This window comes from Candidatus Poriferisocius sp. (genome assembly GCF_965219815.1).
Taxonomy (GTDB): Bacteria; Actinomycetota; Acidimicrobiia; order Acidimicrobiales; family Bin134; genus Poriferisocius.
The window spans coordinates 3,093,421-3,118,003 of the sequence record NZ_OZ244791.1 but is presented as its reverse complement, the minus strand read 5'-3'; the positions used below and the strand labels follow the sequence as shown (position 1 = coordinate 3,118,003).

Sequence of the window (24,583 nt, the reverse complement as noted above, 5' to 3'; positions counted from 1 at the left end):
AGCCCTCTAATTCGCGCCATGTTGCTAGATAGCCTGTCGCTATGAGCGATATGAAGCCACGTTCTCACGAGGTGACAACAGGGGCCGAGCGGGCGCCAGCCAGGGCCATGCTGCGGGCGGTGGGCATGACCGATGACGATTGGGACAAGCCCCAGGTGGGGGTGGCGTCGTCGTGGAACGAGGTGACGCCGTGCAATCTGCCGCTGGACCGGCTGGCCAAGCGGGCCAAGCAGGGCGTGCGCGACGCCGGCGGCTTCCCCATCGAGTTCAACACCATCGCGGTGTCCGACGGCATCTCCATGGGCCACGAGGGAATGCGGGCCTCGCTGGTGAGCCGGGAGATCATCGCCGACTCAGTAGAGGCAGTGATGCACGCCGAGCGGTTAGACGCTTTCGTCAGCTTCGCGGGCTGCGACAAGTCGCTTCCCGGCATGTTGATGGCCGCGGCCCGGCTCAACCTGCCGTCGGTGTTCGTCTATGGTGGATCCATCCTCCCCGGCCAGCACAACGGTCAGGTGCTCGACATCGTGAGCGTGTTCGAGGCAGTCGGGGCTCATGCGGTGGGCGACATCGACGACGAGGAGCTCGACGCCATCGAGCGCAACGCCTGTCCCACCGAGGGCTCGTGTGCGGGGATGTTCACCGCCAACACCATGGCGTCGATCGGGGAGGCGCTGGGGATGTCGCTGCCGGGAAGCGCCTCGGCCGCCGCGGTGGACCGCCGCCGCGACGACTACAGCTACGCCAGCGGGACCGCGGTGATCGGGCTTTTGCGGGACAACATCCGGCCCCGCACCATCATGTCCAAGGCCGCCTTTGAGAACGCCATCGCGGTGACCATGGCCCTGGGCGGGTCGACCAACGCAGTTCTGCACTTGCTGGCCATCGCCTGGGAGGCCGGGGTGGAGCTGGAGCTCGACGACTTCAACAAGGTTGCGGCCCGGGTTCCCCACCTGGCCGACACCAAGCCCCACGGCCAATACCACATGGCCGACATCGACCGCATCGGAGGGGTTCCGGTGGTGATGCAGATGCTGCTAGACGAGGGCCTGTTACACGGCGACGAGATCACCGTCACCGGCAAGACCATGGCCGAGAACCTGGCCCTGCTCGACCCGCCCGGCCCCGACGGAGACGTGATCCACGGCTTGGACGATCCGCTCCACGACATCGGCGGCATCGCCGTGCTCACCGGTTCGCTAGCGCCCAACGGCGCGGTGTTGAAGGTGGCGGGCATCGACTTCGACCACTTCGAGGGCCGGGCCCGGGTTTTTGACGGCGAGGACGCGGCCATGGACGCGGTGCTCAACGGCCGCATCGAAGCCGGCGACATCGTGGTGATCCGCTATGAGGGACCCAAGGGCGGCCCCGGCATGAGGGAGATGCTGGCCATCACCGGTGCGATGAAGGGCGCGGGCCGCGGAGGAGACGCCGCGCTGGTTACCGACGGCCGGTTCTCGGGGGGCACCCACGGTTTCTGCGTAGGCCATGTGGCCCCCGAGGCCACCGAGGGCGGGCCGATTGCTCTCATTGCCGAGGGCGACACCATCCGCATCGACGTGCGGGACCACTCCATCGACCTATTGGTGGACGAGGCTACCCTGGCCGAACGCCGGGCCAACTGGAAGCCGCCTGAGCCTCGCTACACCAAGGGCGTGCTGGCCAAATACGCTCGCTTGGCCCAGGGAGCCGAAAAAGGCGCCATCACCGAGGCCTAGCCGAGCCCCCTAGGGATCGGGGTTCGACCACGTGCCGGTGGCGTCGTCGAAGGCGCGGGCCGCGGCGGTCATCCACTCCAACCGGCCTTGGCGGGCGCCGGTGGACGACACCGCGATCATCTCAGAGCTGATGTCCAGCGCCGCGCCAGCCGGCACCGGGAACGGTGGCCGGGGAGCGATGGCCAGGTCCAGCTCGAGCAGGGCCTCTACCGCCCGGTCGCGGTCCTCGACCGAATCCCCGTAGAACGCCGGATCCAGCACTTGGGCCCACTTGTCGGCGCCCATCACCACCACGTCGTATCCCTGGGCGATGTCGACGAGGAGCTGATGGTCGGTCACCACCACCTCCAGACCGTCGATGTCGGCCACCGACGTCTCCAGCACGGCGATGCGATCATTGAAGGAGGGCTGCTCCACCGACTCCTTGCCCAGCGCCACCCGCGACACCGTCAAGTCCACCCGGTTAAGCCCCCGCTGGTCCCTGGCCGCCTCGGCGACGGCCAGATGGCCGATGGTGGGCGGGTTGAACGAGCCGGGGTACACCCCTAATCGTCTTGTCACAGGCAGGCCCTAGCGTTCATACTGGTGGCATCCTATGAAGCGCCATCCCCACACTGGAGCGATTCTCGTAGTACGCCTATAGCGCACGGTCCCGGCTGACCCGGAGACCGAGCGCTTCCGACCTCCCACACCGGGAGGTCTTTCCTTTTAGGACAAGCCCGAGAGGTTGATCCGAACATGAATATGAACGGCGGACAAGCCCTGATGAAGGCCCTTGAGAACGAGGGCGTGGACATCTTGTTCGGGCTGCCCGGCGGGGCCATCCTGCCGGTGTACGACCCGCTGATCGACTCGTCCATCCGCCACGTGCTGGTGCGCCACGAGCAGGGCGCCGGGCACATGGCTGAAGGGTACGCCCACGCCACCGGCCGTCCCGGCGTGGCCATGGTCACCTCGGGTCCGGCGGCCACCAACATCGTCACCCCGCTGTGCGATGCCTACATGGACTCCATCCCCATGGTGGTGGTCACCGGCCAGGTGCCCTACGCGGCCATCGGCACCGACGCCTTCCAGGAGTGCGACACCACCGGCATCACCATGTCGGTGACCAAGCACAACTACCTGGTGACCGAGGCGGCCGACATCCCCCAGGTGATCCACGACGCCTTCTACATCGCCACCACCGGCCGTCCCGGCCCGGTGCTGGTGGACATCCCCAAAGACATCGTCGACCCCAACAATCCCCGTTCGGCGATGGAGTGGTATACCCCCGACAGCCACGACCTGCCCGGCTACCTCCCCAACCAGGCGGGTGATGCCGAGCTGATCCGCCAAGCGGCCAAGCTCATCTGCGAGGCTGAGCGCCCGGTTCTCTACACCGGGGGCGGCATCTTGAAGTCCCGGGGAGCGGAAGCCCTCTTGGAGTTGGCTGAAATGACCGGCATCCCCGTGGTCACCACGCTGATGAACCGGGGAGGCTTCCCCGACGACCACCCGCTGTGTCTGGGCATGCCCGGCATGCACGGGAACTACACCGCGGTCACCGCCATGCAGGAGGCCGACCTGCTCATCGCGCTGGGCGCCCGCTTCGACGACCGGGTGACCGGGAAGGTGGGCGAGTTCGCCCCCCTGGCCAAGATCATCCACGTGGACATCGACAGCGCCGAACTGGGCAAGGTCCGCCGCCCGGACGTGGCCATCCAGGGCGACTGCCGGGTGGTCATTGAGGAGATGGTGAAGGCGCTGAAGGAGATGGGGGGCAGCGAGGCCCAGCCCGACCGGAACCAATGGCGCTCCCGGATCAGCGGATGGCAGGAGCGGTTCCCGCTTACCTATGAGCAGTCTAAGAACGACGAGCTGCTCAAGCCCCAGTACGTGCTGGAGCAGCTTCGGGACTCCACCCCCTCCGACACCATCGTGGCCTCGGGAGTGGGCCAGCATCAGATGTGGACCAGCCAGTACTGGAAGTTCAACCACCCCTACACGTGGGTGAACTCGGGCGGCCTGGGCACAATGGGGTTCGCCATCCCCGCCGCCATCGGGGCCAAGGCGGGACGGCCCGACCGCATGGTGTGGGCGGTGGACGGCGACGGATGCTTCCAAATGACCGCCCAAGAGCTGGTCACCGCGGCCACCGAGGGGTTCCCCATCAAGGTGGCCCTCATCAACAACGCCTATTTGGGCATGGTCCGCCAGTGGCAGGAGATGTTCTACGAAGAGCGGTATTCCGAGGTGTACCTCACCCGCGATGTGCCCGACTACAAGATGTGGGCCGAGGCGCTGGGCTGCGTCGGGCTGAGGGTGGAGTCGCCCGAAGAGGTGGGCCCGGCCATCGCCCAGGCCAACGAGATCGACGACCAGCCGGTGGTGGTGGAGTTCCGCTGCGAGGCTGAGGAGAACGTCTTTCCCATGGTGCCGGCCGGAATGTCCAACAGCGACGTGGTGGTGGACCCCTCTCAACGGGACCAGCCCCGATGAGCGCCGCCGACGGCGGGGGCACCACCACGCTGGTGGTGCGGGTGGAGAACAAAGCCGGCGTGTTGGCCCGGGTGGCCGGGTTGTTCGCTCGGCGGGGGTTCAACATCGAGTCGCTGGCCGTGGCCCCCACCGACGACGAGCGGTTCAGCCGCCTCACCATCGTGGTGGGGGTGGACGCCGCCCCCATGGAGCAGGTGGTAAAGCAGCTGGACAAGCTGGTCAACGTGGTGGACATCCGGGAGTTGAACCCATCGGCCAGCGTGGAGCGGGAGCTGATGATGGTCACGGTCCGGGCCGATCCAGAGATCCGGGGGCAGATCTTGGATCTGGTGCGGATATTCCAGGCCACAGTGTTGAATGTGGGCTATGACGAGATCATGGTGTCGCTCACCGGATCGCCCAGCCGAGTGGATGACTTCGAAGACCTTCTGCGACCCTATGGGATCGTGGACGTGCAGCGCACCGGCAAGGTGGCCCTGCCCAAGCTGGTCAAAGCCGCCCCCGACCCCCTGGCCCCCTGATCAGAACGAGATCGAAAGCCAATACCGACTGTAAGGACAACCAATGGCAACCGTGTTGTATGAGAAAGACGTAGACCGCTCCCACATCGCCGATCGCAAGGTGGCGATTTTGGGATACGGGTCGCAGGGCCACGCTCACGCCCTGAACCTGAAGGAGTCGGGGATCGACGTGCGGGTCGGGCTGCGGGACGGCTCGTCGTCGGCCGCCAAGGCCGCCGAGGCCGGACTGAAGGTGATGTCGATGGCCGAGGCATCGGCCGAGGCTGACATCATCATGCTGCTTTTGCCCGATACCGAGCAGTCCGACATCTACCAGGCCCACATCGAGCCCTACCTCCAAGCGGGCGATGCCCTGTTCTTCGCCCACGGCTTCAACGTGCGGTTCGACCTTATTTCGGCCCCCGAGGGCGTGGACGTGGCGATGGTGGCCCCCAAGGGCCCCGGCCATCTGGTGCGGCGCACCTATGTAGAGGGCGGCGGCGTGCCGTGTCTGATCGCGGTGGGCCAGGATGCCACGGGCAGCGCCCGAGAGCTGGCTCTGGCCTACGCCGACGCCATCGGCGGGGCGAGGGCCGGGGTGATCGAGACCACCTTCGCCGAGGAGTGCGAGACCGACCTGTTCGGCGAGCAGGTGGTGCTGTGCGGCGGACTCACCTCGCTGGTGACCGCGGCGTTCGAGACCCTGTGCGAGGCCGGATACCAGCCCGAGGTGGCCTACTTCGAGTGCCTCCACGAGCTGAAGCTCATCGTCGACCTCATGTACGAGGAGGGAATCGGCGGCATGCGCTACTCCATCTCCGACACCGCCGAATACGGCGACCTGAGCAGAGGCGACCGCATCATCAACGAGGACACCCGGGCCGAGATGAAGAGGATCCTGAGCGAGATCCAGAACGGATCGTTCGCCGATGAGTGGATGAGCGAGAGCCGCAGCGGCCGGCCCAACTTCCTGCGCCTGGAAGCCGAGGGCCAGGAGCACCCCATCGAACAGGTAGGGGCGGAGCTGCGGGCCATGATGCCGTGGATCTCCGAGGGCCGCCAGAGCGTCCAAGCAGTATCCGGAGGCCAAGGGAAGGATTAGTCCCCGGGCCCGCCTTCGATAGCTGCCAAACGGCAGCAATTCATTAGTATCTATCCGGCAACTCCGGAAGGAAGAGAGAAGAGCCGTGAGCGAAAACTGGGGTTTCGAGACCAAGCAGATCCACTCTGGGCAGGAGCCCGACCCGGCCACCGGGTCGCGGGCCGTGCCCATCTATCAGACCACCTCGTATGTGTTCCGCGACACCGAGCATGCTGCCGCCCTGTTCGGGCTGGCCGAGGTGGGCAACATCTACACCCGGATCATGAATCCCACCCAGATGGTGCTGGAGGCCCGCCTCTCCGCACTTGAGGGTGGCACCGAGACCGCCATCGGGATCCCCGGGGCGCTGGCCATGGCCTCAGGACAGGCCGCCGAAACGCTGGCCATTTTGAATCTGGCCGAGTCGGGCGATCACGTGGTGTCGTCAGCGTCGCTGTACGGCGGCACCTACAACCTTCTGCACTACACCCTGCCCAAGATGGGCATCGAGGTGTCGTTTATCGAAGACCCCGACGACCTCGGGGCCTGGAAGAACGCCATCCAGGAGAACACCAAGGTGCTGTACGCCGAGACCATCGGCAACCCCAAGAACGACTGCCTCGACATCGAGGGCGTCGCCGCGGTGGGCCATGCCGAGGGCATCCCGCTGATGGTGGACAACACAGTGCCTTCTCCCTACCTGATCCGCCCGCTGGAGCACGGGGCTGACATCGTGGTCCACTCCATGACCAAGTTCATCGGCGGCCACGGCAACTCCATTGGTGGAGTCATCATCGACGGCGGCACCTTCGACTACGGAGCCAGCGGCCGCTTCCCCAACTTCACCGAGCCCGACCCCAGCTACCACGGACTGGCCTTCTGGCCGGCTTTGGGCAACGGCTCCTTCATCATCAAGGCCCGGGTGCAGCTGCTTCGCGACATCGGCGCGGCCATCTCCCCGCAGAACGCCTTCTACTTCCTCCAGGGGTTGGAGACGCTCAGTCTGCGCATGGAGCGTCACTGCTCCAACGCCCAGACCGTGTCGGAGTACCTTGAGGGCCACGACCAGGTGGAGTCGGTGCAGTTCGGTGGTCTCTCTTCGAGCCCCTGGCACGAGCGGATGAACCATTACACCGACGGCAAGGGCTACGGCTCGGTGCCCGCCTTCCACATCAAGGGCGGGCGCGACGCCGGCGAGAAGTTCGTGAACGCGCTCACCCTGCACAGCCATGTGGCCAACATCGGCGACGTGCGCAGTCTGGTGATCCACCCGGCCTCCACCACGCACTCCCAGCTCACCGAAGATGAGCAGGTGAGCACCGGTGTGTATCCCGGCCTGGTGCGGCTGTCGGTTGGCTTGGAGTCGGTGGACGACATCATCGCCGACCTGGAGCAGGGCTTCGCCGCGGCCCGAGCCTGAACCTGCTGCCCGCGCGGCGGCAGCGACGTGCGACGATAAAGGGGTGCGGCTCGCCCGCTTCTTCAAGATTGCAACCGCGTCCGTCGCGCTGACGGTGGCGCTGGCCTTGGTGGTCGCGGGCTGCAAGACCCCGGATCTGCGGGGGCCGGTGGTGTCATCGCCTGAATTGGCCACCCCTACCCCCACTCCGCAGGCCGTGGACACGGTGGTCCCGGGGCCGACAGTTCCACCGACACGCACCGGGGTCAGCGATGAGGTGATCCGGATCGGAGTGATCGCCGAAGCCAGTTCAGGCAACGCGGTGACCAACGGCAGCGAGTCGGCGTGGCTGGCGATGCGGGCCTGGGCCCAAGCGGTGAACAGCACCGGCGGTCTCGGCGGGCGGGATGTGGAGGTTGTGCTCTTCGACGCCAACGTGTACGACCACCGGGCCGCCATTCAGGAGGCCTGCGAGAGCGACATCTTCGCCCTGGTGGGGTCGTACGCGTTGTTCGACGGCGACGGGGTTGACATCTTGAATGATGAGTCCTGCCGCCTGCCCGATTTCCCGGCCGCTGCTCTGAGCCCAGACCGGCGGGCGTCGCCAGTTACGTTCGTCTCCAATCCAACCTCCAACACTGTGGGGCAGGCCGGCCCGGCCCAGTACTTGAGCGAGCGTCTTCCGCTGGCCGCGGGGGCAGTGGGTACGGTGGTGCTGGACCTTCCGGTGGCCTTCTACCAGGCGCAACGGGATATTGAGGCCGCCACTGCGGGAGGATTCAACTTCGCCTTTGAGGCGACCGCCGAGGTGACCGGCGAAGACTACGACGCGATGGTCTCCGCCATGCTGGAAGCCGGAGTTCTGGGAATCACCTGGTCGGCGGACAGCCGTCGGCTGATGGAGTTGCTCGAAGCCCGAGCCAACCTATTCGCCCAACTGCCGACCTTTGAGTTCCCAGAGCCTGTGGAGGATCCCACCGCGGTGCCTGACGAGGCCTCTTCAGGGACGGACGGGGTAGGCACTGAGCAAGAGCCCGCTGACGATACCCAAGATGAGGGAGCAGTTGAAGAGGAGCCCGCGGACGGGCTGACCTTCGTCCTCTGCGGCGCAGACTGCTACACCCAGAGCTGGGTAGGCGAAGTGGCCGAATTGGGATCGGACCTCTGGGTGAGCATCGGGATGCTGCCCTTTGAGGAACCGGGCGACAACGTCGAATTGGTGAGATACGTGCTCTTCTTGAGGGAAGAAGTAGACGAAGAGGCCGAAGTGGACTTGATCGGCCTGTCGAGTTGGGCATCGGCGCTGCTGTTCGAGGAAGCGGTCAATCGGGCGATGTTCACCAGTGGAGGGGGGCTGAGCCGAGAACAGGTCATCGAGTCGGCGCGCACAATCACCGAATGGGATGGTCGGGGCCTGCACGGTCCGACCAACCCCGCCGAGGGAATCCCGTCGTCGTGCTTCCTGCTGATGAGCCCCACCCCCAGCGGTTGGATCCGCCGCCACCCCGCCACCCAGGGCACCATGGACTGCGACCCCGACAATCTGGTGGAACTCGTCGAATCGGCCACCCTGGGCATCGACCCCAGTCGACCTGATTCGGCCGGTGCTGGCTAGAGCCCGGAGGGGCGGGCGCCGATGACGCCTTTGTCCTCCAATTCGGCCAGATCCTGATCGGATAGGCCAAGTTCGCCGCCGAGCACCTCGTGGTTGTGCTGGCCCAGGGTGGGAGCTGGAGTCTTGGTCCAGGGGTCGGGTGATGATTCGAAGCGGAACGGGAGGCTGGCGCAGGGGACCTCGCCACACACCGGGTGGTTGATCGACTCGATGAACGGACGGGCCAGAAGCTGGGGGTGGCCGCCTATCTCGGCTCCGAGCACCACCACGCTGGCCGGGATCCCGGCCGCGAGCAGCTGCTCCACGGCGTCGGCGTCGGTCTGGGGGGCCACCCATTCTGCTATCCCGGCATCGATGGAGTCGGCCACGGCCCGTCGCTTGTCGGCGGTGTCGTAGTCGGCCCAGTCGGGGCGGTCGAGCAGGCCGCAGAGGGCCTCCCACTGGTGGTCGTTGGCCACCGCGATAGCCACCCAGCGCTCGAATCCGGCCGCGGGGTACACCCCCTGGGGGGCAGCCCGCGGTCCTCGGTTGCCCTCCCGGGGCAATTGGCGGCCCAGTGCCGGGTACTCCACGAGCTGTTCGGCGGCGGCGTTGAGGGCGGCGGCCACCATGGTTACCTCAACCAGCCGGCCCTGGCCGGTGCGATCTCGCTCCTCGAGGGCGGTGAGGGTGGCGAACACCGCGTGCATGCCGGCCAGCGGGTCGCACGGCCCCCGGGGAATCTGGGGATCCTCGTCGGGGTAGCCGGTGATGTTGGCCATCCCGGTGAGCTGTTCCATGGTCTGGGCGAAGCCGGTGTTGTCGCGCCAGGCGCCGCTGAGGCCGAAAGCGGGCATGCGGGTCATGATCAGCCTGGGGTTGAGGGCCGACAGCCGTTCCCAGGTGAGGCCGAAGCCGTCCATCACCCTGGGGGTGAAGTTCTCGATCACCACATCGGCGTCGGCGATGAGCTGCTCGGCGATGGCCACCCCCTCGGGAGAGCGGAGGTCTAGGGTGACGCCTCGCTTGTTGGTGTTGGCCCCGTGGAAGACCATGCCCCATTCCCACCACTGGTCCACCGACGGAGGGTGGGCGGAGGCGAAGCGCATGCCGTCGGCTCGCTGGATGGACTCGACCTTGACCACGTCGGCACCGAGCAGGGCCAGCGAGTGGCTGGCAATGGGCCCGGCCCACCAGGCGGTGAAGTCGATCACCCGCACCCCGGCCAGGGGGAGTGCGGCGGGTTCGCCTCGGTTGGACTGGGGAGTGTGGGCTTCGATCTGGCCGGTGTGCTCACCCGCCGCGGGGACCGGCTCGAATGGGCGGGTGTCAGCTCCGTGCAGCTGGTAGGGGATGGCGGGCTGGGTGAAGCCGCCTGAGGGGTTGGTGGTGAAGGCGTCCCGCCCGGAGAATGCCTCCAGAGTGGGCACGGTGGCTCCGGTCCCGATAGGAGCCACCGGAATGCGACGGGCCGAGGCTTCGGCGATCACCTCGGCGGTGGTCCGCTGGGTGGTCCAGGCGTGCATGGCGGCTCGGAACTCATCCCGTCGCTTCCAGCGGCCGCCATAGCCGCACATTTCCTCGTCCTCCAGCCAATCGGAGCGGCCGATCATCACCAGGAAGTCCAGGAACTGTTGGCGGGCCACCGTGCAAAAGCCCACGTGACCGTCGGCGGTTGGTTCGATAGAGGGCAGCTCCACGTTGCGGCCCGGTCGCTGAGGGTTGGTGTCGCCGGTGAACTCGGCGTTGATCCAAGCGTACGTGTTCATGGTCATGACCATCGTCTCGAACATGGACACGTCCACATGGTCGCCTCGACCGCTGCGCCCGGCGGCCCGGGCCGCGGCCAGCGCCCCCACTCCGGCATAGATGGCCGCGGTCCACTCGCCGATGACGCCGCCGGCCTGCACCGGCGGCCGCTCGGGGTTGCCTCGCTTACCGATGCCGCCGCATTCAGCCTGGAGGGTGAACTCGGTGGCCGGACGGTGGGCATAGGGCCCGGTGCGCCCCCACGGGGAGATGGATACCAGTACCAGAGCCGGGTTGGCCTGGCGGGCGGCGTCGATGACCGCAGGTGGCAGTCCTTGGTCGGTGGAGTCGATGAGGATGTCGCCGCTGGCCAGCAGATCAGCGACTTCCGGGTCGCTGGGATCGCCGATCACCGAGCGCTTGGAGGTATTCAGGAACTGGAACAGCGGCCCGTCCTTGTCGCCCAATTCAGCGCCCGACGCCGACCACCGGCGCAGGGGCTCGCCGCCGGGGGGCTCGATCTTGATGACTTCGGCCCCGGCGTCGGCGAGGAGCTTGCCTGCGTAGGAGGCAGATATGCCGCCTCCTGTCTCGAAGACCCGGAGGTGCTGGAGGATCATTGAGAGCTGGAGCCGTCGGCACAAGACATCGCCCGGCAGATTACTCATCAACGACCTGGGGTACCCATGCCAGCGCGTTGGGCGCTGCCAGACCGTCTGCGACCTAGTATTCGTGCTCGTTGAATTGAACTGCGATTCGGCCCTGAGCCATCCGGGTCGAGGGAAGGAGCCGTAATGGCCACGGTGTCGCTGCACGAGGAGATCGAGCCGATCAAGGAGATGGTGCCGTTTGCTGTCATCAATGCGGAGAATCTGCCCGAGTTGCGGGCTGGGCGTCTAGGAGAGCTTCCCGAACTAAGCGATGTAGTCGAGCGCACCGACCATGTGGTGGATGAGGCCAATGGGGTGGTGGTGCGGGTGCATCGCTCAGCGGGCGCAGAGGGCGATCTGCCATGCGTGTATTCGATTCACGGCGGGGGATACATCCTGGGCAGCTACGAGATGGACGACGCCAAATTCGACCGGTGGTGTCCTGAGTACGGGATTGTCGGGGTGTCGGTGGAATACCGGCTGGCCCCGGAGACGCCGTATCCCGGTCCGCTGGAGGATTGCTATGCCGGCTTGAGGTGGACGTATGACAATGCGGCGGAGATCGGCATTGATCGCAACAAGATCGGCATCACCGGGGTCAGCGCCGGGGGAGGGCTGTGCGCCGCGCTGGCGCTGTTGGCCCGGGACCGGGGCGAGGTGCCGCTGCAATTCCAATTGCTGGACTGCCCGATGATCGATGACCGCCAGATCACTCCGTCGAGCCAACTCGACGAGCTACTGGTTTGGAGCAGGGAGTCGAATGCCTTCGGCTGGCAGTGCTATCTCGGCGATCTCTATGGGTCAGACGATGTGCCCTACACCGCGGCCCCTTCCCGGGCTGAGGATTTGTCAGGCTTGCCCGACGCCTACGTTTGCATCGGCGGTGCCGATGGTTTCCGCGACGAGGACATCACCTATGCCATGCGCCTCTACGGCGCCGGAGTGCCCACTGAGCTCCACGTCTACCCCGGCGCCCCCCACGGCGTCGCCCTGTTCGCCCACCTCCAAGTGGCCCAGCGCTATTCCGCCGACCAGGAAGACTGGCTCCGCCGCCAACTGGAGCGGCTGGGGTAAGGGTTCTTTCACTCAACAGCTCTCGAGAAGCTGGTACTGCGATGGTCTTACTGGACGAGGAGATCGAACGGCTCAAGCACACGGTGCCGACTCGTGATCTCAGTGCTGTGCTGTTGCCCGAAGTTCGGGCAACACTGCCAGTTCAGTTTCCCGCGCTGAGCGATGCGGTGGAGCGGTCGGATCATGTGGTGGATGAGGCCAATGGAGTGGTGGTGCGGGTCCACCGGCCGGTGGGGCTGGAGGGTGCAGTGCCGTGCGTGTACTCGATCCACGGCGGGGGCTACATCCGGGGCACCTACGACATGGACGACGCCAAGTTCGACCGGTGGTGTCCGCAGTTCGGGGTTGTCGGCGTGTCGGTTGAGTATCGACTGGCCCCGGAGACGCCGTATCCCGGTCCGCTGGAGGATTGCTACGCGGGCCTGAAGTGGATGTTTGACAACGCGGCGGAGTTGGGCATCGACCCCGACAAGATCGGCATCACCGGGGTCAGCGCCGGGGGAGGCTTGTGCGCGGCGCTGGCGTTGCTGGCCCGGGACCGGGGCGAGGTGCCGTTGCAGTTCCAGCTCTTGGATTGCCCGATGCTCGACGATCGCCAGATCACCCCGTCCAGCCAGGATGAAAACCTGGTGATCTGGAACAAAGCATCGAACGCATTCGGCTGGCAGAGCTACCTCGGCGATCTCTACGGAACCGATAACGTCCCCTATACCGCAGCCGCCGCCCGAGCCGAGGACCTATCCGGCCTCCCCGAGGCCTACGTCTGCGTGGGCGGCGCCGACGGCTTCCGCGACGAGAACATCATCTACGCCATGCGCCTCTACGGCGCCGGCGTGCCCACCGAACTCCACGTCTACCCCGGCGCCCCCCACGGAGTAGGCCTCTTCCCCCAAACCGCCATAGCCCACCGCTACGCCACCCACCGAGAAGACTGGCTCCGGAGACAATTGGAGCGTCTTGGCTGACCCATTGTTCAGGTTGTGTCCGACTGAGACTCAATCGGTTTCGAGAATCGAGGGCTGCCTCAGTAGATCGGCGATTTTCACATTTGGTGCTGGCAGACCATCAAGACGGTCCCCAAGTTCTTCCCATGCCTCATGGCTTAAGGCAATCATGCGACTGTCGTCCGAAACGCAAGTTGCCTCTGGTTCTTTGGCCAACAGAAGAGGTTGCCAGGTCCAGGGGATAAGGGCTTGACGACTTTCAAGACGAGCTTGCTGGCTAACGGGGCCTTTACATCTGAGGCGGCCTCACTGACTGGGGCCGGGGTCAGAGGCTGCTGGACTCTTGCCCAGCGAGCGAGCCACTAGATCCTCTGCAATCGGCTGGCCAATCTCTAAAATCAAGATCCTGGCAACGCGACCTGACTGACAAATGCCCAGGTAACAGACCCAATGGCTACTGGGGTTGCCAGTAGGGGGAGTGTAGAATTACACAGGAAAAATTATCTGGTTGAAATTTCCAATTCGTGCTCGTATCCTCTTCTCTGCTATGGGCAATTGACAGCAGGGCGCCATCAAATGAAGGAGGCAGCCATGGCAGATGATGGAGACAAGCGCACGTACCCCCGGCTTCCGGCGAAAAACTGGTGGGTTCTACGCGATCAGTTCAAGAAAACCATGCCGAGCAAAGTCGACGCTGACTATCTGCAGTCTGTCCTAGGTCTGACATCCGCAGGTTCAGCGGGGAATCTGATCGGCCCTCTCAGAGCCTTGGGCCTCATTGACGATGAAGGACGAACGACTGAACGGGCTCTGGATTGGCGACAGGACGAGTCGTACAAGAAGATCTGCGACGAGACACTCGCGGAGGTCTACCCTGATTCCCTGCGTTCAGCTTTTCCTGATCCATCACAAAATCAAGTTGGCGTGATGAGCTGGTTTAGCCGCAATACCGGTGCGGGCCAGAATGCCGCGTCGAAGATGGCAGCCCTGTATGCGCTGTTATGCGACGGAGGTCCTGAAGGAGGGCAAACCAACGGCTCTACAACGGCGGCACCGAGAACGAAGGTGGAATCCAAGAAAGCACCTTCGGGTTCAAGATCGAGAGAGAGCAGAAAGCCTGATAAGAGCGTGGGGAACAACGGCCGCGCCCGTGTTGAGCCGGACTTGAACATCAACTTGCAGATCCACATCTCATCAGACGCGTCTCCGAGTCAGATAGATCAGATCTTCAAGAGCATGGCCGAGCATCTCTATGGCGGCGACTAGGGATAGAGCGGGGGATCTATGCCTTCGTGGCCTGTCAACAGTTAAGGCAATTGCCGCAGACGCAGAGGCGCTTGGTCTATCCGACCCCCCCATTTTCCTACAAGCAGATGGTTTTGATTCACCGACATTTGATCAAGTCGTCGACGATGACGCGCTCAGACTCACAAGCCGTCAGTTGTTCCTTGATGGCTATTACGCACTGGCGGTTGAAGAGGCCTACAAGTGCTTGAACAACATCGTGAAAGACCTGACCGGCCTGAGTGAACTCGACGGAGTGCCGCTCATGCAAAGAGCATTCTCGCCGAAGAACCCGGTGTTGAGGCTGAACAACCTGAGGACCCAATCAGAGAAAGACCAGCAGCGCGGCTATATGGACATGTTCGGTGCGGTGATGACGGGGATTCGCAACCCTAGAGCTCATGAACACCGATACTTGGACGATCCCGAGACCGCACTGGAACTCTTGGGACTTGCGAACCATTTGGTGAGGATCGCGCGCTCAGCGGCATCTAGATCGAGTAGTCAAGCCAGTGCGTGAACCTGCGCTGGTCCCTAGAAGCGAAATTCAGCGGTCGTCGTCGGGTGCGTAGAGGAATGCCTTCTCTGGTGGAGCGCGATTTGGGGCACGAAGGGGGTCGATGGGACTAGCCATCGCGTAGTCCCGGGGGGACTCTCCTCGGGGCTGGACTTGTTCGTTGAATATCTGCCTAGGTGATCCATGACAACGGCCCATCCCCAAGTTCCAGGCCTACAGAGATGCACGGTTGGTCAGGCCGAGAGCAATGGCCACACGGTCACTTGAAAGGGACCGGCTGAAGCCGACCCAGTCCAATGTTAGCTGGAGATTCTGCCTTCGGAAGTGCCCGACCTGCACGTAGCTGTCACTGCGTGTCGCTAATGTACTGATATGAGATTCCAGCCGTGTAGTTTGCGCTGCATAGGGGGTTCCGCGTGAGTGGCACTCGGCAGTTGCCGCTCTTGGATTCTCGTCGACCGGTGGTCGATGCTGGCTCTCAAGGTGAGTACGGCGAAGTTTTCACGCGGCGGTGGGTAGTTGATCTGATGCTCGATCTCATCGGCTACACGCCCGGGGCCGACCTGGGGGCAAAGGTAATCGTGGAGCCATCGTGCGGGTGCGGGGCGTTTCTTCTTCCAATTGTCGAGAGGCTCGCGGAGTCATGCTCGAGTTTTGGGCGTCCACTGTCGGAGCAGGGGAATGCAATCGCAGGCTTCGACTTGCTTGAACACAATGCTGAGATTGCTCGGAAGGCTGTTGTGGCCAAACTTCTCGATCTGGGCGAGACCCTGGAGAGCGCAGAGCATCTTGCTGAGCGGTGGGTCACAACGAGCGATTTCCTGCTGAGCGAAGAGCCAGTACGACCAGCTGACTTTGTGGTGGGGAATCCGCCGTATGTCCGTCTTGAGGATGTCCCCAGGGAAGTCAGCGATGCTTACCGATCCATGTGGCCAACCATGCGAGGGCGAGCAGACATCTACATCGGGTTCTTTGAGAAGGGCTTGTCTTTGCTTGGTCCTGAGGGCCGGCTGGCCTATATCTGCGCAGACCGATGGATGCGGAACCAGTACGGCGCGCACCTCCGCAAGTTGGTGTCGAGTTGCTATGCCGTTGACACGGTCATGGTCATGCATGATGTCGACGCGTTCGAAGAGGAGGTGTCGGCGTACCCGGCCATAACCATCCTTCGGAATGGCGTCCAGGGTTCTGTACGGGTAGTGGATGCCAACGCTTCCTTCGATCAGCACGAGGCCTCCTTGGTGCTCGATTGGCCATGTGATTCACAGCAGCCCATGTCTGCTTCTAGGGGTTTTGAGGCAGGCGAGTTGACAAGGTGGTTTGAGGGTCCAGATTTATGGCCAGCAGGATCCCCCAAGACGCTTGAGTTGTTGGCCGATCTCGAATCCCGGTTTGTCCCACTTGAAGATTCTCGGACAGGGACACGTGTTGGCATCGGTGTTGCTACGGGATGCGACGAGGTCTATATCCGGGCTAAAGCCGAGGGGGTGGAGCCCGATCGTCTGCTCCCGCTCCTAACCGCAGGCGATATTGCGACAGGTCATCCTGAATGGTCGGGCAAGTACCTGATCAACCCCTGGGATGAGGATGGGCTCGTGGACCTGCGCGACTACCCAGGACTGGCGGGCCACTTCGAGCAGAACAGCAAGCTGCTTCGATCACGTCATGTCGCCCGGAGGCAGCCGAAAGCCTGGTATCGGACCATCGACCGGGTTGCTCCTGAACTGATTGACCGGCCCAAGCTGCTGCTTCCGGACATCAAGGCACTCTCACACCCCGTTCTGGATCCTGGTGGCTTCTACCCCCACCACAACCTCTACTACGTGGTATCCGATTCATGGGATCTTGAAGTGCTTGGCGGCCTTCTGCTGTCCGACATCGCCAACCTCTTTGTCGGTGCCTACTGCGTCAAGATGCGAGGTGGCACCTACCGATTCCAGGCACAGTATTTGCGCAAGATTCGAGTACCCGACCCCAATGCCGTCAGCACGGAGCTACAGGAGCACCTGCGAAATGCCTTCAAAGAGCGGGATCGTCGTGCCGCGACTGAAGCTGCGGCAGAGGCCTATGGGGTGACCAGCGACTTTGACCAGGTTGGCGGGCGTTCTCGTGGTGGCATTCAATTGAGCAGGAGTTGACAGGAAGAGTCAGTAGATGCCCGCTCCAACCAATGCTCGATGGGCTACGAGCCAACGGTGCGTCCCTTTCATGGACGTGTACGCCACCGCCGAGGCTGAAGGGCACACAAGCTGGAATCAAGTTGAACAGGCGTTCCTTCTTGCGATGTCCCAATTCGACGCTTCCATCGCCGCGTCGGTTGGCGCTGACATGACCGACGACGAGAAGTCTGAATTGGGAGCCGATCTCCAAAACGGTAAAGGCGACTTCTTCAACGATCTGCTCGTTCTCCTCCTCAAGCAGTGCTCCGGTGTCGAGCTCTTGACATCTCGTCGTCCAGTTCCCGGGCTTATCGTGCCCGTACACAACCTCGACTGCGTCTTCCCGGCAGAAGGCGACCTCCAGTTCATGCTCGAGGCGAAAATGATGGGAACACCCAAGCACATCAATTCACCGAGGCAGAAAGAAGGTGGGCGGCCTGGATCAGCCGACATCGATAAACGGGTCAAGGAACTGGCTTTCAAGTGCATCGACCTGAAAGGCGAGTTCAGCAGACGCCAAACGATGACCGGCACAGCGCCCCGCACAGGAGGGCCCGGCGGAGGAGATCTGACCACCTGGCTCCGCTCGGTCGAACCGAAGATCTACTTCTTCATCGCAGTACGGGTCATCAACGACAGCGATTTCGAGAGGACCCTCAAATGGGCCTCAACAGCACAGCAAGTCCTCGATGCCGTCGGCCTCTACTGCTTCGAGCCCGTCGACGACTCGTTCACCGATTATCGGCAACGCGACGGCGTCCCACCAGACCTGCAACTCGAACGGGTCTTGTACAAGGCCTGCGTCGACCTGCAGGCGATGATATGAGGTAGTTCACGACGTGCTCTTTCAGTCGCCTTGGACTAGGCGGGCGGGGAAGCCGCCTTTGGAGATGGGGCCCCACTGGTCAATGGTGAGGCGGATTAAGCATTTGCCTTGGTGGGCCATGGCTTGGCGGTACTCGTCCCAGTCGGGGTGTTCGCCGGAGATGACTCGGAAGTACTCGACTAGGCCGTTGAGGGCTTCGGGCATGTCAAGGCATTCAGCCGTGCCGTCGAGCTGGATCCACTCGCCGCCGAACTCGTCTGACATCACCACCACTGAGGCCGCAGGGTTGCGCTTGGCGTTGATCGACTTGGCCCGTTCGGGGTAGCTGGACACCACCACCCGGCCGCTGGTGTCGAGGCCCATTGTCACCAGCGAGCTCTGGGGTCGCCCGTCCCGGCGGGTGGTGAGGAGCACGCCCCGGTGGCGGGGGCGGACGAAGTCCTCCATCTCAGCCCGGTCGACGTAGCGGTCGGTAGCAATCGAAGCCATGGGTTGAACCTAGCTGCCTATTGCCAATGGTCCTGAACTACAGCGTGCGTCTGATGGGGAGGAGGTTTTGGAAGACCGGGTCGCGGCCCTCGGCTCGGGCGGTAAACACCTCGGCCATGTCATCGGGGTGGAACATGCCCGATTGCCAGGTGGCGACGTAGTTGAGGCCGTCGGCCACGCTGTGGTCGCGGGTGTAGTTGAGCATTTCCTTGGAGCCCCAGATGGCCAGCGGCGAGCGCGCCGCGATCTCCTGGGCAATTCCGAGCACGCCTTCCAGCATGGCATCTTGATCATCGAAGACCTGGTTGACTAGTCCGGCGGCCGCTGCTTCATCGGCGGTGAGTCGGCGTCCGGTATAGGCCAGCTCACGGGTGAGTCCGTCGGGGATGATCCGGGGCAGCCGTTGCAAGGTGCCCAGGTCAGCAGTCAGGGCGATGTTGATCTCTTGGATGCAGAAGAACGCATCGGCAGTGCAATATCGCATGTCGGCGGCGCAGACCATGTCCACCCCTCCACCAACGCAGCCGCCCTGCACCGCAGCCAGTACGGGCATGCGGGCCTTCTCCAGGCAGGTGAACGAGTCCTGAAGAGTCAGGGCCAAGTTGCGGGTCTCGGCCCGGACCCGCCCGAACTCCGGTGCTTCGCTGGATTCAGATCCACCCGAGAACAGCGAGTCCGGTTGGGTGAACACCGACAGGTCCATGCCCGCGGTGAAGTGACGTCCAGTAGAAGAGATCACTAGTGCCCGGGCGTCACCGGAGTCGGACAGCTCGTTCACCGCGGCGGGCAACTCGGACCAGAACTCCGGAATCATCGAGTTCTTGGCCTCGGGCCGGCTGAGCCGCAGGTGGGCAACCCCGTCGTCAAGATCGATCTCGAAGCAGGTGTGCTGCTGTGGTGAGTTAGTCATCCTGTCCTCCTCTTGTGGCCAATCCGCTTGATTTGGATCGGCATTCGGGGGGCGTTGCCGAGCAAACTAGCCGGGTGCTCGTAGTGGACACTCATACTCACGTGATCTCGGACGACCTTGAGAAGTACCCGCTCCAAGTGGCCGACTATCCGGGGGTGGAGTGGGTGTACGAGGCGCCGGTCACCGCGGAGGAGTTGTTGGCCGAGATGGCCGCTGCCGGAGTGGACCGGGCGGTGCTGGTGCAGGCCCAGGGTGGCTACGGCACGGACAACTCCTATGCGCTGGACGCACGGGCGGCCTATCCCGGTTCGTTCAGCGCGGTGGTGATCGTCGACGAACCTGCCGAGCTCGACCGACTGGCAGCAGCCGGGGCGGGCGGGGTGCGGTTTTTCGCCATCGGCGGGGGAGGACCGCTGCACGATGAGGCCACTTGGGACACTGCGCGACGACTCGGCCTGCGGGTGAGCGCGGCCACGGTGCCTGAGTATCTGCCTGCACTGGGTGAGGCTCTGGCTGCCCATCCTGATGTGATCTTGTCTCTCGACCACTGCGGGTTCGCGCCCGAGACCATCGGCGACTATGCCCACCTGGGGAACCTCTATCTCAAAGTGACTCCTCATGTGCTGGATGCGGGCGACCCGGCCGTCATGCTGGAGCGGCTGGCCGAGCAGTTCGGCCTGACCCGGCTCATGTGGGGGTCGGACTATTCCCAGACCCACGACCGGCCCTATAGGGAACTGGCTGATCAGGCCCGAGCGGCCTGTGCTGGGATGACTCAGAGCGAACAGGCCCAATTCTTGGGAGGCACCGCTCTGGCCCTTTGGCCGGAACTGGGCTAGTCGATTCCCAGCATCTCGTCGATCACCGCAGCCATTGCAGCGGGGTCGCGCTCGGTTTCGCGGGTTTGGCCGCCGGCGTCGAGGAATCGCTGCATCAGCAGTACGTGCTGGCCGGTGGCTGAGCAGGCCATCATGGCCTGGGTTTCGGTCAAGAGCCCCGGCTCGACTGGTCCCAACGCGGCGTCTACGGCCTGTTTGGCCTTGGCTATTGACAACCTCGGCGAGGCGGCGATGCGACGGGCCACTTGGGCAGTGTGGGCCCGGAGCTCATCGGAGGGCAGCACCCGGTTGACGTAACCGATGGCGGCGGCCTCCTCGGCGGTCACGTCGTTGCCCGACAAGACGATCTCTAGCGCCCGGCTGCGGCCCACCAATCGGGCCAGCCGTTGGGTGCCGCTCGCCCCAGGGATAATGCCCATGGCCACCTCGGGCTGGCCCAACACGGTGCGAGGCCCGGCAAAGCGCATGTCGAGCGACAGAAGGAACTCCGAGCCGCCGCCCCGGGCGATGCCGTCGATCATGCCGATGGTGGCCACCCCCATGGTCCGGCAGCGGTCGAAGGTGGCCGAGGCGAAGTTGGGCTCGGTCGGCATCTCGTCGGGCGCCTCCATGGCCAAGATCTGCTCCACATCGCCGTGCATCAAGAAGAAATCGGGGTCGGCACTTTCGAACACCAAGACGTGAACCTGCTCATCAGCCTCAACCGAGTCGAGCAGCCCCATGAGCCCGCCGATCAGGAGGCCGTCAACGAGCTGTTTGGGCGGATGGTCGATCACCACCCAGCCCACGCCATCGGCAACTCTCAAAGAGAACGGGCCAAAACTCTGCTCACTTGTTTGGTCACTCACTGTGGTCCTCCCACTGGTTCCAATACGCCACTTCTGACAACGGGCGTCGTCGCACCGGTCCGAAAGGCACCGCGGGCCACCCCATCGGGATGCCGCACACGATGTGGACGTCGTCGGGGATGCCCAGCACGGCCCGAACCCCATCGGCCCGAAAGGCGTGCAGCGTGGTGAGCACCGTGCCCAACCCCAGGCTGCGGGCCGCCACCAATAGGTTCTGCACCGCGGGGTAAATCGAGTGGCTCACTCCCCGCTGGGTGGAGCACACGATGATGAACACCGGCACATTGCCCACTTCACGGGCGAACTGGGCGGCCTTCTCGACGACTCCGGCCTCCTGGCCCCGCAGCCACTCGGTGCCCGCCGCCGACGGGTTGTTGTAAGACTCCTGCTGGGCGTCGAGATAAAGCTCGGCCAAATGGCGGCGCTTTTCGGGGTCGGTGACCACCACAAATCGGGCAAACTGCCCGTTGATGGCGCTGGGTGCCCGGATGGCAGCGTCCAGCACCTGGGTGATCAGCTCGTCGGGCACCGGATCGGGCAAATAGCGCCGCACCGCCCGCTGGGTGTGCATGGCCTCGAACACGCCGACCTCGGCCGCTGGTTGATTCATGGGCTCCGAGAGTAGCGGTCGCAGAAATGTGCGGGTTGTCGTCAGCCCGGCGATAGCCTGCACCCATGGCGCAGAAGCACCGCATCACCATCACCTAATGAGTTCCTTGAGACTTCTCCGAGCACGCCGTGAGCGCTGCCAAGGATCTGCTTCAGAACTATCAGCACATCATCGAGGATCTGACTCTGGTGACCGGTGCATCGGGCATCTTCGACGTTGAAGTCAACGGTGAGATGCTCTTTTCCAAAAACGACTGCATGCGGCACGCCGATGTCGGCGAGGTGCTGAAGCTCTTTGCCGAGCAATATGCCGAAGGAGTGCTGGTCTACGGCTCATAGGCGCAGGAGCCGCCGCACTCGGCCACTACGCTGCGGGCGTGGACGCCGAGACAGCAGATGCCACGATCGACATCGATCATCAGACGCCGGAGTTCGTTGCCGAGCGCCATAGCCGCTACGACGAGCTGCGGGAACGCTGCCCGGTGGTGTTCAACGAGCACTATGGCGGGTTCTGGATGGTCACCGATTACGAGTCGGTGGCCCAGGTAGCCCGCGACAACGAGACGTTCGCCCACAAGTACGAGCCCGACGCCCCCGACGGCATCTCCTACATGGGCATCTGCGGGGTGCCCCGCCCGGGCTACATCCCCCGTCAGGGAGTCTCCGAGATCGATGGCCCCGAGCACGCCGATCTGCGGCGCCTGCTGAACCCCCTCATGACCATCAATGCGGTGGAGAGCAACCGCCCCCGAATGGAGGCGGTGTCGGCGTGGTTCATCGACGAGATCATCGAGTCGGGCGAAGCCGACTTAGTGCTCGACTACACCACGCCGGTGCCCGCCGTGCTGACGCTGGAAATGATGGGCATGGTCTCGTCCAACTGGCAGCACTACGCCGACTTCTTCCACGCCACCTCGTCGTACGAGCCCACCGACGAGCGGTACAAAAGCGCAATCGCCCACCAGCCGGACATGTGGGGGGAGCTGCGCGACTTCGCCGCGTTCCGCCGGGACAACCCGGCCGACGATTTCACCACGGCTTTGGTGTCGTCCCCGCTGGATGGCCGGATGCTGGACGACGACGAGATCACCGCCATTATGTGGAATCTGGTGGCGGGCGGCCTCGACACCACCACGTCGCTGGTGTCGTGGGGCCTGCACCACTTGGGCACTCATCCCGAGGACCGCTCCCGGCTAATCGAGGATCCGAGCCTGATCCCGGCTGCGGTGGAGGAGTTTCTGCGCCACTACAGCCCCAGCGAGACCCTCACCCGCACCGCTACCCGCGACGTGGAGTTGGGGGGGCGCCACATCAAGCGGGGCGACATCGTCTTCATCAGCTGGGTGACGGCCAACCACGATCCCGCGATGTTCGATGCCCCCGATGAAGTGCGCATCGACCGCGAGGTGAACAAGCACTTGGCGTTCGGGCTGGGAGGCCACCGCTGCATCGGCTCGTCCATCGCCCGCATCGAGTCGGAGCTGATGCTGCGAGACGTCCTCGCCCGCATCAGCGACTACGAGATCGACCTCGACGGGTTCAAGCCCTATCCGGGCAACCTGCTGATGACCGGCGTGGTGTCGATGCCGGTCACTTTCACTCCTGGGGCCCGCACGGACGCAGCCGACCCCTTTGCTTGAGGGCCAATCAGGCCCGGCTGATGGGTGTTGCGGCTAGCTCAGCCGCTCGACGATCATGGCCATGCCCTGGCCGCCGCCCACGCACATGCTCTCGACACCGATGGTCTTGTCGGCATCCTCCAGCCCGTTCAACAGGGTGCCCATGATGCGGGCGCCGGTCATGCCGAAGGGATGGCCCAAGGCGATGGCTCCGCCGTTCACGTTGAGCTTGTCGTAGTCGATGCCCAGCTCGTCGGCTGAGGGGATCACCTGGGCGGCAAACGCCTCGTTGATCTCCACCAGATCGACGTCATCGATGGTCATACCGGCCCGGTCCAGCACCTGGGTGATAGCCGGGATGGGGCCGAGGCCCATGATCTCGGGGTTTACCGCGGCTACCCCGGACGCCACGATTCGGGCCAGCGGCTTGACACCCAGCTCGGCGGCCTTGGTGTCGCTCATCACCACTACCGCGGCGGCCCCGTCGTTGAGCGGGCAGGCGTTGCCGGCCGTCACGGTGCCGTCGGGCCGGAACACCGGATTGAGCTGCGACACCTTCTCAATCACGGTGCCGGCCCTGATGCCGTCGTCCTTGGTTACTAGCGTGCCGTCGGCCAAGGGATAAGGAGTGATCTCCCGCTCGAAGAAGCCCCGCTCCTGGGCGGCCTCGGCCCGGTTCTGGGATCTGACGCCGAACTCGTCTTGGCGCTCTCGGCTCACGTTCCAGGTCTGGGCCACGTTCTCGGCGGTCTGGCCCATGGCTATGTAGATGTCGGGCAGGCCCTCGGGGGGTTCCCACACCGGGGTGCCCTCGCCGCTGCGCTCGACCGACCGGGCCTCGGCGTCGGCGAACTTGTCGTTCTTGCCGCCCCGGTCGGAGGCGCCAGCCGCGAAGCGGCTCACACACTCCACCCCGCCGGACACGAACACGTCGCCCTCACCGGCCCGTACCGCGTGGGCCGCCATGCGGATGGTCTGAAGCGACGAGGAGCAGTAGCGGTTCACGGTCACGCCGGGCACGTCGAGGCCGGCCAGCAGCCCCGATAGCCGGGCGATGTTGTAGCCGGCCTCTCCCGCGGGCTGGGCGCAGCCCCACATCACGTCCTCGACGTCGGCCCCGTCGATCTGGGGGACTTTGCCGAGAACGTCGCCGATGATGAACGCCGACATGTCGTCGGGGCGGACGTCGACCAGCGATCCCTTGACTGCTCGTCCGATGGGCGTGCGGGAGGTGGCTACGATTACTGCTTCAGGCATGGTTGCTCCTGGTTTGCTTTTGATCGATTGGGATTGGGG

Annotated in this window: 22 protein-coding genes; 15 read left to right on the top strand and 7 right to left on the bottom strand. The window is 64.2% G+C overall.

Annotation, left to right across the window (positions count from 1 at the left end; translation table 11 throughout):
* Positions 1 to 41 precede the first annotated feature (41 nt).
* Positions 42 to 1,718, top strand: coding sequence for a dihydroxy-acid dehydratase (gene ilvD, locus ACOQPI_RS14985; RefSeq protein ID WP_420620422.1), 1,677 nt, complete (start codon positions 42 to 44; stop codon positions 1,716 to 1,718).
* Between the two features lie 9 nt (positions 1,719 to 1,727).
* Here ilvD and ACOQPI_RS14980 read toward each other — a convergent pair whose 3' ends face one another.
* On the bottom strand, positions 1,728 to 2,279 hold the full coding sequence (locus tag ACOQPI_RS14980; RefSeq protein WP_419850780.1) for a nicotinate-nicotinamide nucleotide adenylyltransferase: 552 nt from the start codon (positions 2,277 to 2,279) through the stop codon (positions 1,728 to 1,730).
* A 177-nt stretch (positions 2,280 to 2,456) separates the two neighbouring features.
* Here ACOQPI_RS14980 and ilvB point away from each other — a divergent pair, with 177 nt between their 5' ends.
* The 5 genes from ilvB to ACOQPI_RS14955 are packed head-to-tail and all read left to right on the top strand — an operon-like array spanning position 2,457 to position 8,791.
* A complete protein-coding gene (gene ilvB / locus ACOQPI_RS14975) occupies positions 2,457 to 4,196 on the top strand; it encodes a biosynthetic-type acetolactate synthase large subunit (protein ID WP_420620421.1) in 1,740 nt (579 codons plus the stop codon).
* Positions 4,193 to 4,717, top strand: coding sequence for an acetolactate synthase small subunit (gene ilvN, locus ACOQPI_RS14970; protein WP_420620420.1), 525 nt, complete (start codon positions 4,193 to 4,195; stop codon positions 4,715 to 4,717). Before ilvB ends, ilvN begins: the two co-directional genes overlap by 4 nt.
* Positions 4,718 to 4,760: 43 nt before the next feature.
* Positions 4,761 to 5,798 (top strand): ketol-acid reductoisomerase, encoded by a 1,038-nt coding sequence (gene ilvC / locus ACOQPI_RS14965; RefSeq protein ID WP_420620419.1) that lies wholly within the window; start codon positions 4,761 to 4,763, stop codon positions 5,796 to 5,798.
* A 52-nt stretch (positions 5,799 to 5,850) separates the two neighbouring features.
* Positions 5,851 to 7,197: a bifunctional o-acetylhomoserine/o-acetylserine sulfhydrylase gene (locus ACOQPI_RS14960; protein WP_420621049.1), complete on the top strand. Its 1,347-nt coding sequence runs from the start codon at positions 5,851 to 5,853 to the stop codon at positions 7,195 to 7,197.
* Between the two features lie 43 nt (positions 7,198 to 7,240).
* Positions 7,241 to 8,791, top strand: a complete 1,551-nt coding sequence (locus ACOQPI_RS14955) for a hypothetical protein (RefSeq protein WP_420620418.1) — start codon at positions 7,241 to 7,243, stop codon at positions 8,789 to 8,791.
* Here the strand turns inward: ACOQPI_RS14955 and ACOQPI_RS14950 are convergent.
* The gene (locus ACOQPI_RS14950) at positions 8,788 to 11,187 is read right to left on the bottom strand and encodes a CoA transferase (protein WP_420620417.1); all 2,400 of its coding nucleotides are present in this window, start codon (positions 11,185 to 11,187) and stop codon (positions 8,788 to 8,790) included. The genes ACOQPI_RS14955 and ACOQPI_RS14950 overlap by 4 nt on opposite strands.
* Positions 11,188 to 11,313: 126 nt before the next feature.
* On the opposite strand from ACOQPI_RS14950, the gene ACOQPI_RS14945 reads away from it, so the two are divergent.
* From ACOQPI_RS14945 to ACOQPI_RS14920, 6 genes are all read left to right on the top strand, one after another.
* Complete coding sequence (locus ACOQPI_RS14945) at positions 11,314 to 12,243, top strand: alpha/beta hydrolase (RefSeq protein WP_420620416.1); 930 nt, start codon at positions 11,314 to 11,316, stop codon at positions 12,241 to 12,243.
* Positions 12,244 to 12,284: 41 nt separating this feature from the next.
* On the top strand, positions 12,285 to 13,208 hold the full coding sequence (locus ACOQPI_RS14940; protein ID WP_420620415.1) for an alpha/beta hydrolase: 924 nt from the start codon (positions 12,285 to 12,287) through the stop codon (positions 13,206 to 13,208).
* Positions 13,209 to 13,763: 555 nt separating this feature from the next.
* Entirely contained in the window at positions 13,764 to 14,453 is a 690-nt protein-coding gene (locus ACOQPI_RS14935) for a DUF5343 domain-containing protein (RefSeq protein ID WP_420620414.1), read from the top strand.
* Positions 14,440 to 14,991 carry a TIGR02391 family protein gene (locus ACOQPI_RS14930; protein ID WP_420620413.1) on the top strand — a complete coding sequence of 184 codons (552 nt, stop codon included), beginning with the start codon at positions 14,440 to 14,442 and terminating at the stop codon, positions 14,989 to 14,991. The genes ACOQPI_RS14935 and ACOQPI_RS14930 overlap by 14 nt, the downstream gene beginning before the upstream one ends.
* A 458-nt stretch (positions 14,992 to 15,449) precedes the next feature.
* Entirely contained in the window at positions 15,450 to 17,126 is a 1,677-nt protein-coding gene (locus ACOQPI_RS14925) for an Eco57I restriction-modification methylase domain-containing protein (RefSeq protein ID WP_420620412.1), read from the top strand.
* A gap of 70 nt (positions 17,127 to 17,196) precedes the next feature.
* Positions 17,197 to 17,973 carry a hypothetical protein gene (locus ACOQPI_RS14920; protein ID WP_420620411.1) on the top strand — a complete coding sequence of 259 codons (777 nt, stop codon included), beginning with the start codon at positions 17,197 to 17,199 and terminating at the stop codon, positions 17,971 to 17,973.
* A gap of 21 nt (positions 17,974 to 17,994) precedes the next feature.
* On the opposite strand, the gene ACOQPI_RS14915 is transcribed toward ACOQPI_RS14920, so the two are convergent.
* The gene (locus tag ACOQPI_RS14915) at positions 17,995 to 18,462 is read right to left on the bottom strand and encodes a PPOX class F420-dependent oxidoreductase (RefSeq protein ID WP_420620410.1); all 468 of its coding nucleotides are present in this window, start codon (positions 18,460 to 18,462) and stop codon (positions 17,995 to 17,997) included.
* 37 nt (positions 18,463 to 18,499) lie between these two features.
* Positions 18,500 to 19,372 (bottom strand): crotonase/enoyl-CoA hydratase family protein, encoded by an 873-nt coding sequence (locus tag ACOQPI_RS14910; protein ID WP_420620409.1) that lies wholly within the window; start codon positions 19,370 to 19,372, stop codon positions 18,500 to 18,502.
* 14 nt (positions 19,373 to 19,386) lie between these two features.
* Here ACOQPI_RS14910 and ACOQPI_RS14905 point away from each other — a divergent pair, with 14 nt between their 5' ends.
* Positions 19,387 to 20,211 carry an amidohydrolase family protein gene (locus ACOQPI_RS14905; protein WP_420620408.1) on the top strand — a complete coding sequence of 275 codons (825 nt, stop codon included), beginning with the start codon at positions 19,387 to 19,389 and terminating at the stop codon, positions 20,209 to 20,211.
* Here the strand turns inward: ACOQPI_RS14905 and ACOQPI_RS14900 are convergent.
* Positions 20,208 to 21,059 (bottom strand): enoyl-CoA hydratase/isomerase family protein, encoded by an 852-nt coding sequence (locus ACOQPI_RS14900; RefSeq protein ID WP_420620407.1) that lies wholly within the window; start codon positions 21,057 to 21,059, stop codon positions 20,208 to 20,210. The two genes, ACOQPI_RS14905 and ACOQPI_RS14900, sit on opposite strands and share 4 nt — an antisense overlap.
* Positions 21,052 to 21,669: a nitroreductase family protein gene (locus ACOQPI_RS14895; RefSeq protein ID WP_420620406.1), complete on the bottom strand. Its 618-nt coding sequence runs from the start codon at positions 21,667 to 21,669 to the stop codon at positions 21,052 to 21,054. The genes ACOQPI_RS14900 and ACOQPI_RS14895 overlap by 8 nt, the downstream gene beginning before the upstream one ends.
* Positions 21,670 to 21,797: 128 nt before the next feature.
* On the opposite strand from ACOQPI_RS14895, the gene ACOQPI_RS14890 reads away from it, so the two are divergent.
* Together ACOQPI_RS14890 and ACOQPI_RS14885 are read left to right on the top strand one after the other, a co-directional pair.
* The gene (locus ACOQPI_RS14890) at positions 21,798 to 22,007 is read left to right on the top strand and encodes an Rdx family protein (RefSeq protein ID WP_420620405.1); all 210 of its coding nucleotides are present in this window, start codon (positions 21,798 to 21,800) and stop codon (positions 22,005 to 22,007) included.
* A 38-nt stretch (positions 22,008 to 22,045) separates the two neighbouring features.
* Positions 22,046 to 23,308, top strand: a complete 1,263-nt coding sequence (locus ACOQPI_RS14885; RefSeq protein ID WP_420620404.1) for a cytochrome P450 — start codon at positions 22,046 to 22,048, stop codon at positions 23,306 to 23,308.
* A 33-nt stretch (positions 23,309 to 23,341) separates the two neighbouring features.
* Here the strand turns inward: ACOQPI_RS14885 and ACOQPI_RS14880 are convergent, their stop codons facing one another.
* A complete protein-coding gene (locus ACOQPI_RS14880) occupies positions 23,342 to 24,544 on the bottom strand; it encodes an acetyl-CoA C-acetyltransferase (RefSeq protein WP_420620403.1) in 1,203 nt (400 codons plus the stop codon).
* Between the last annotated feature and the right edge of the window lie 39 nt (positions 24,545 to 24,583).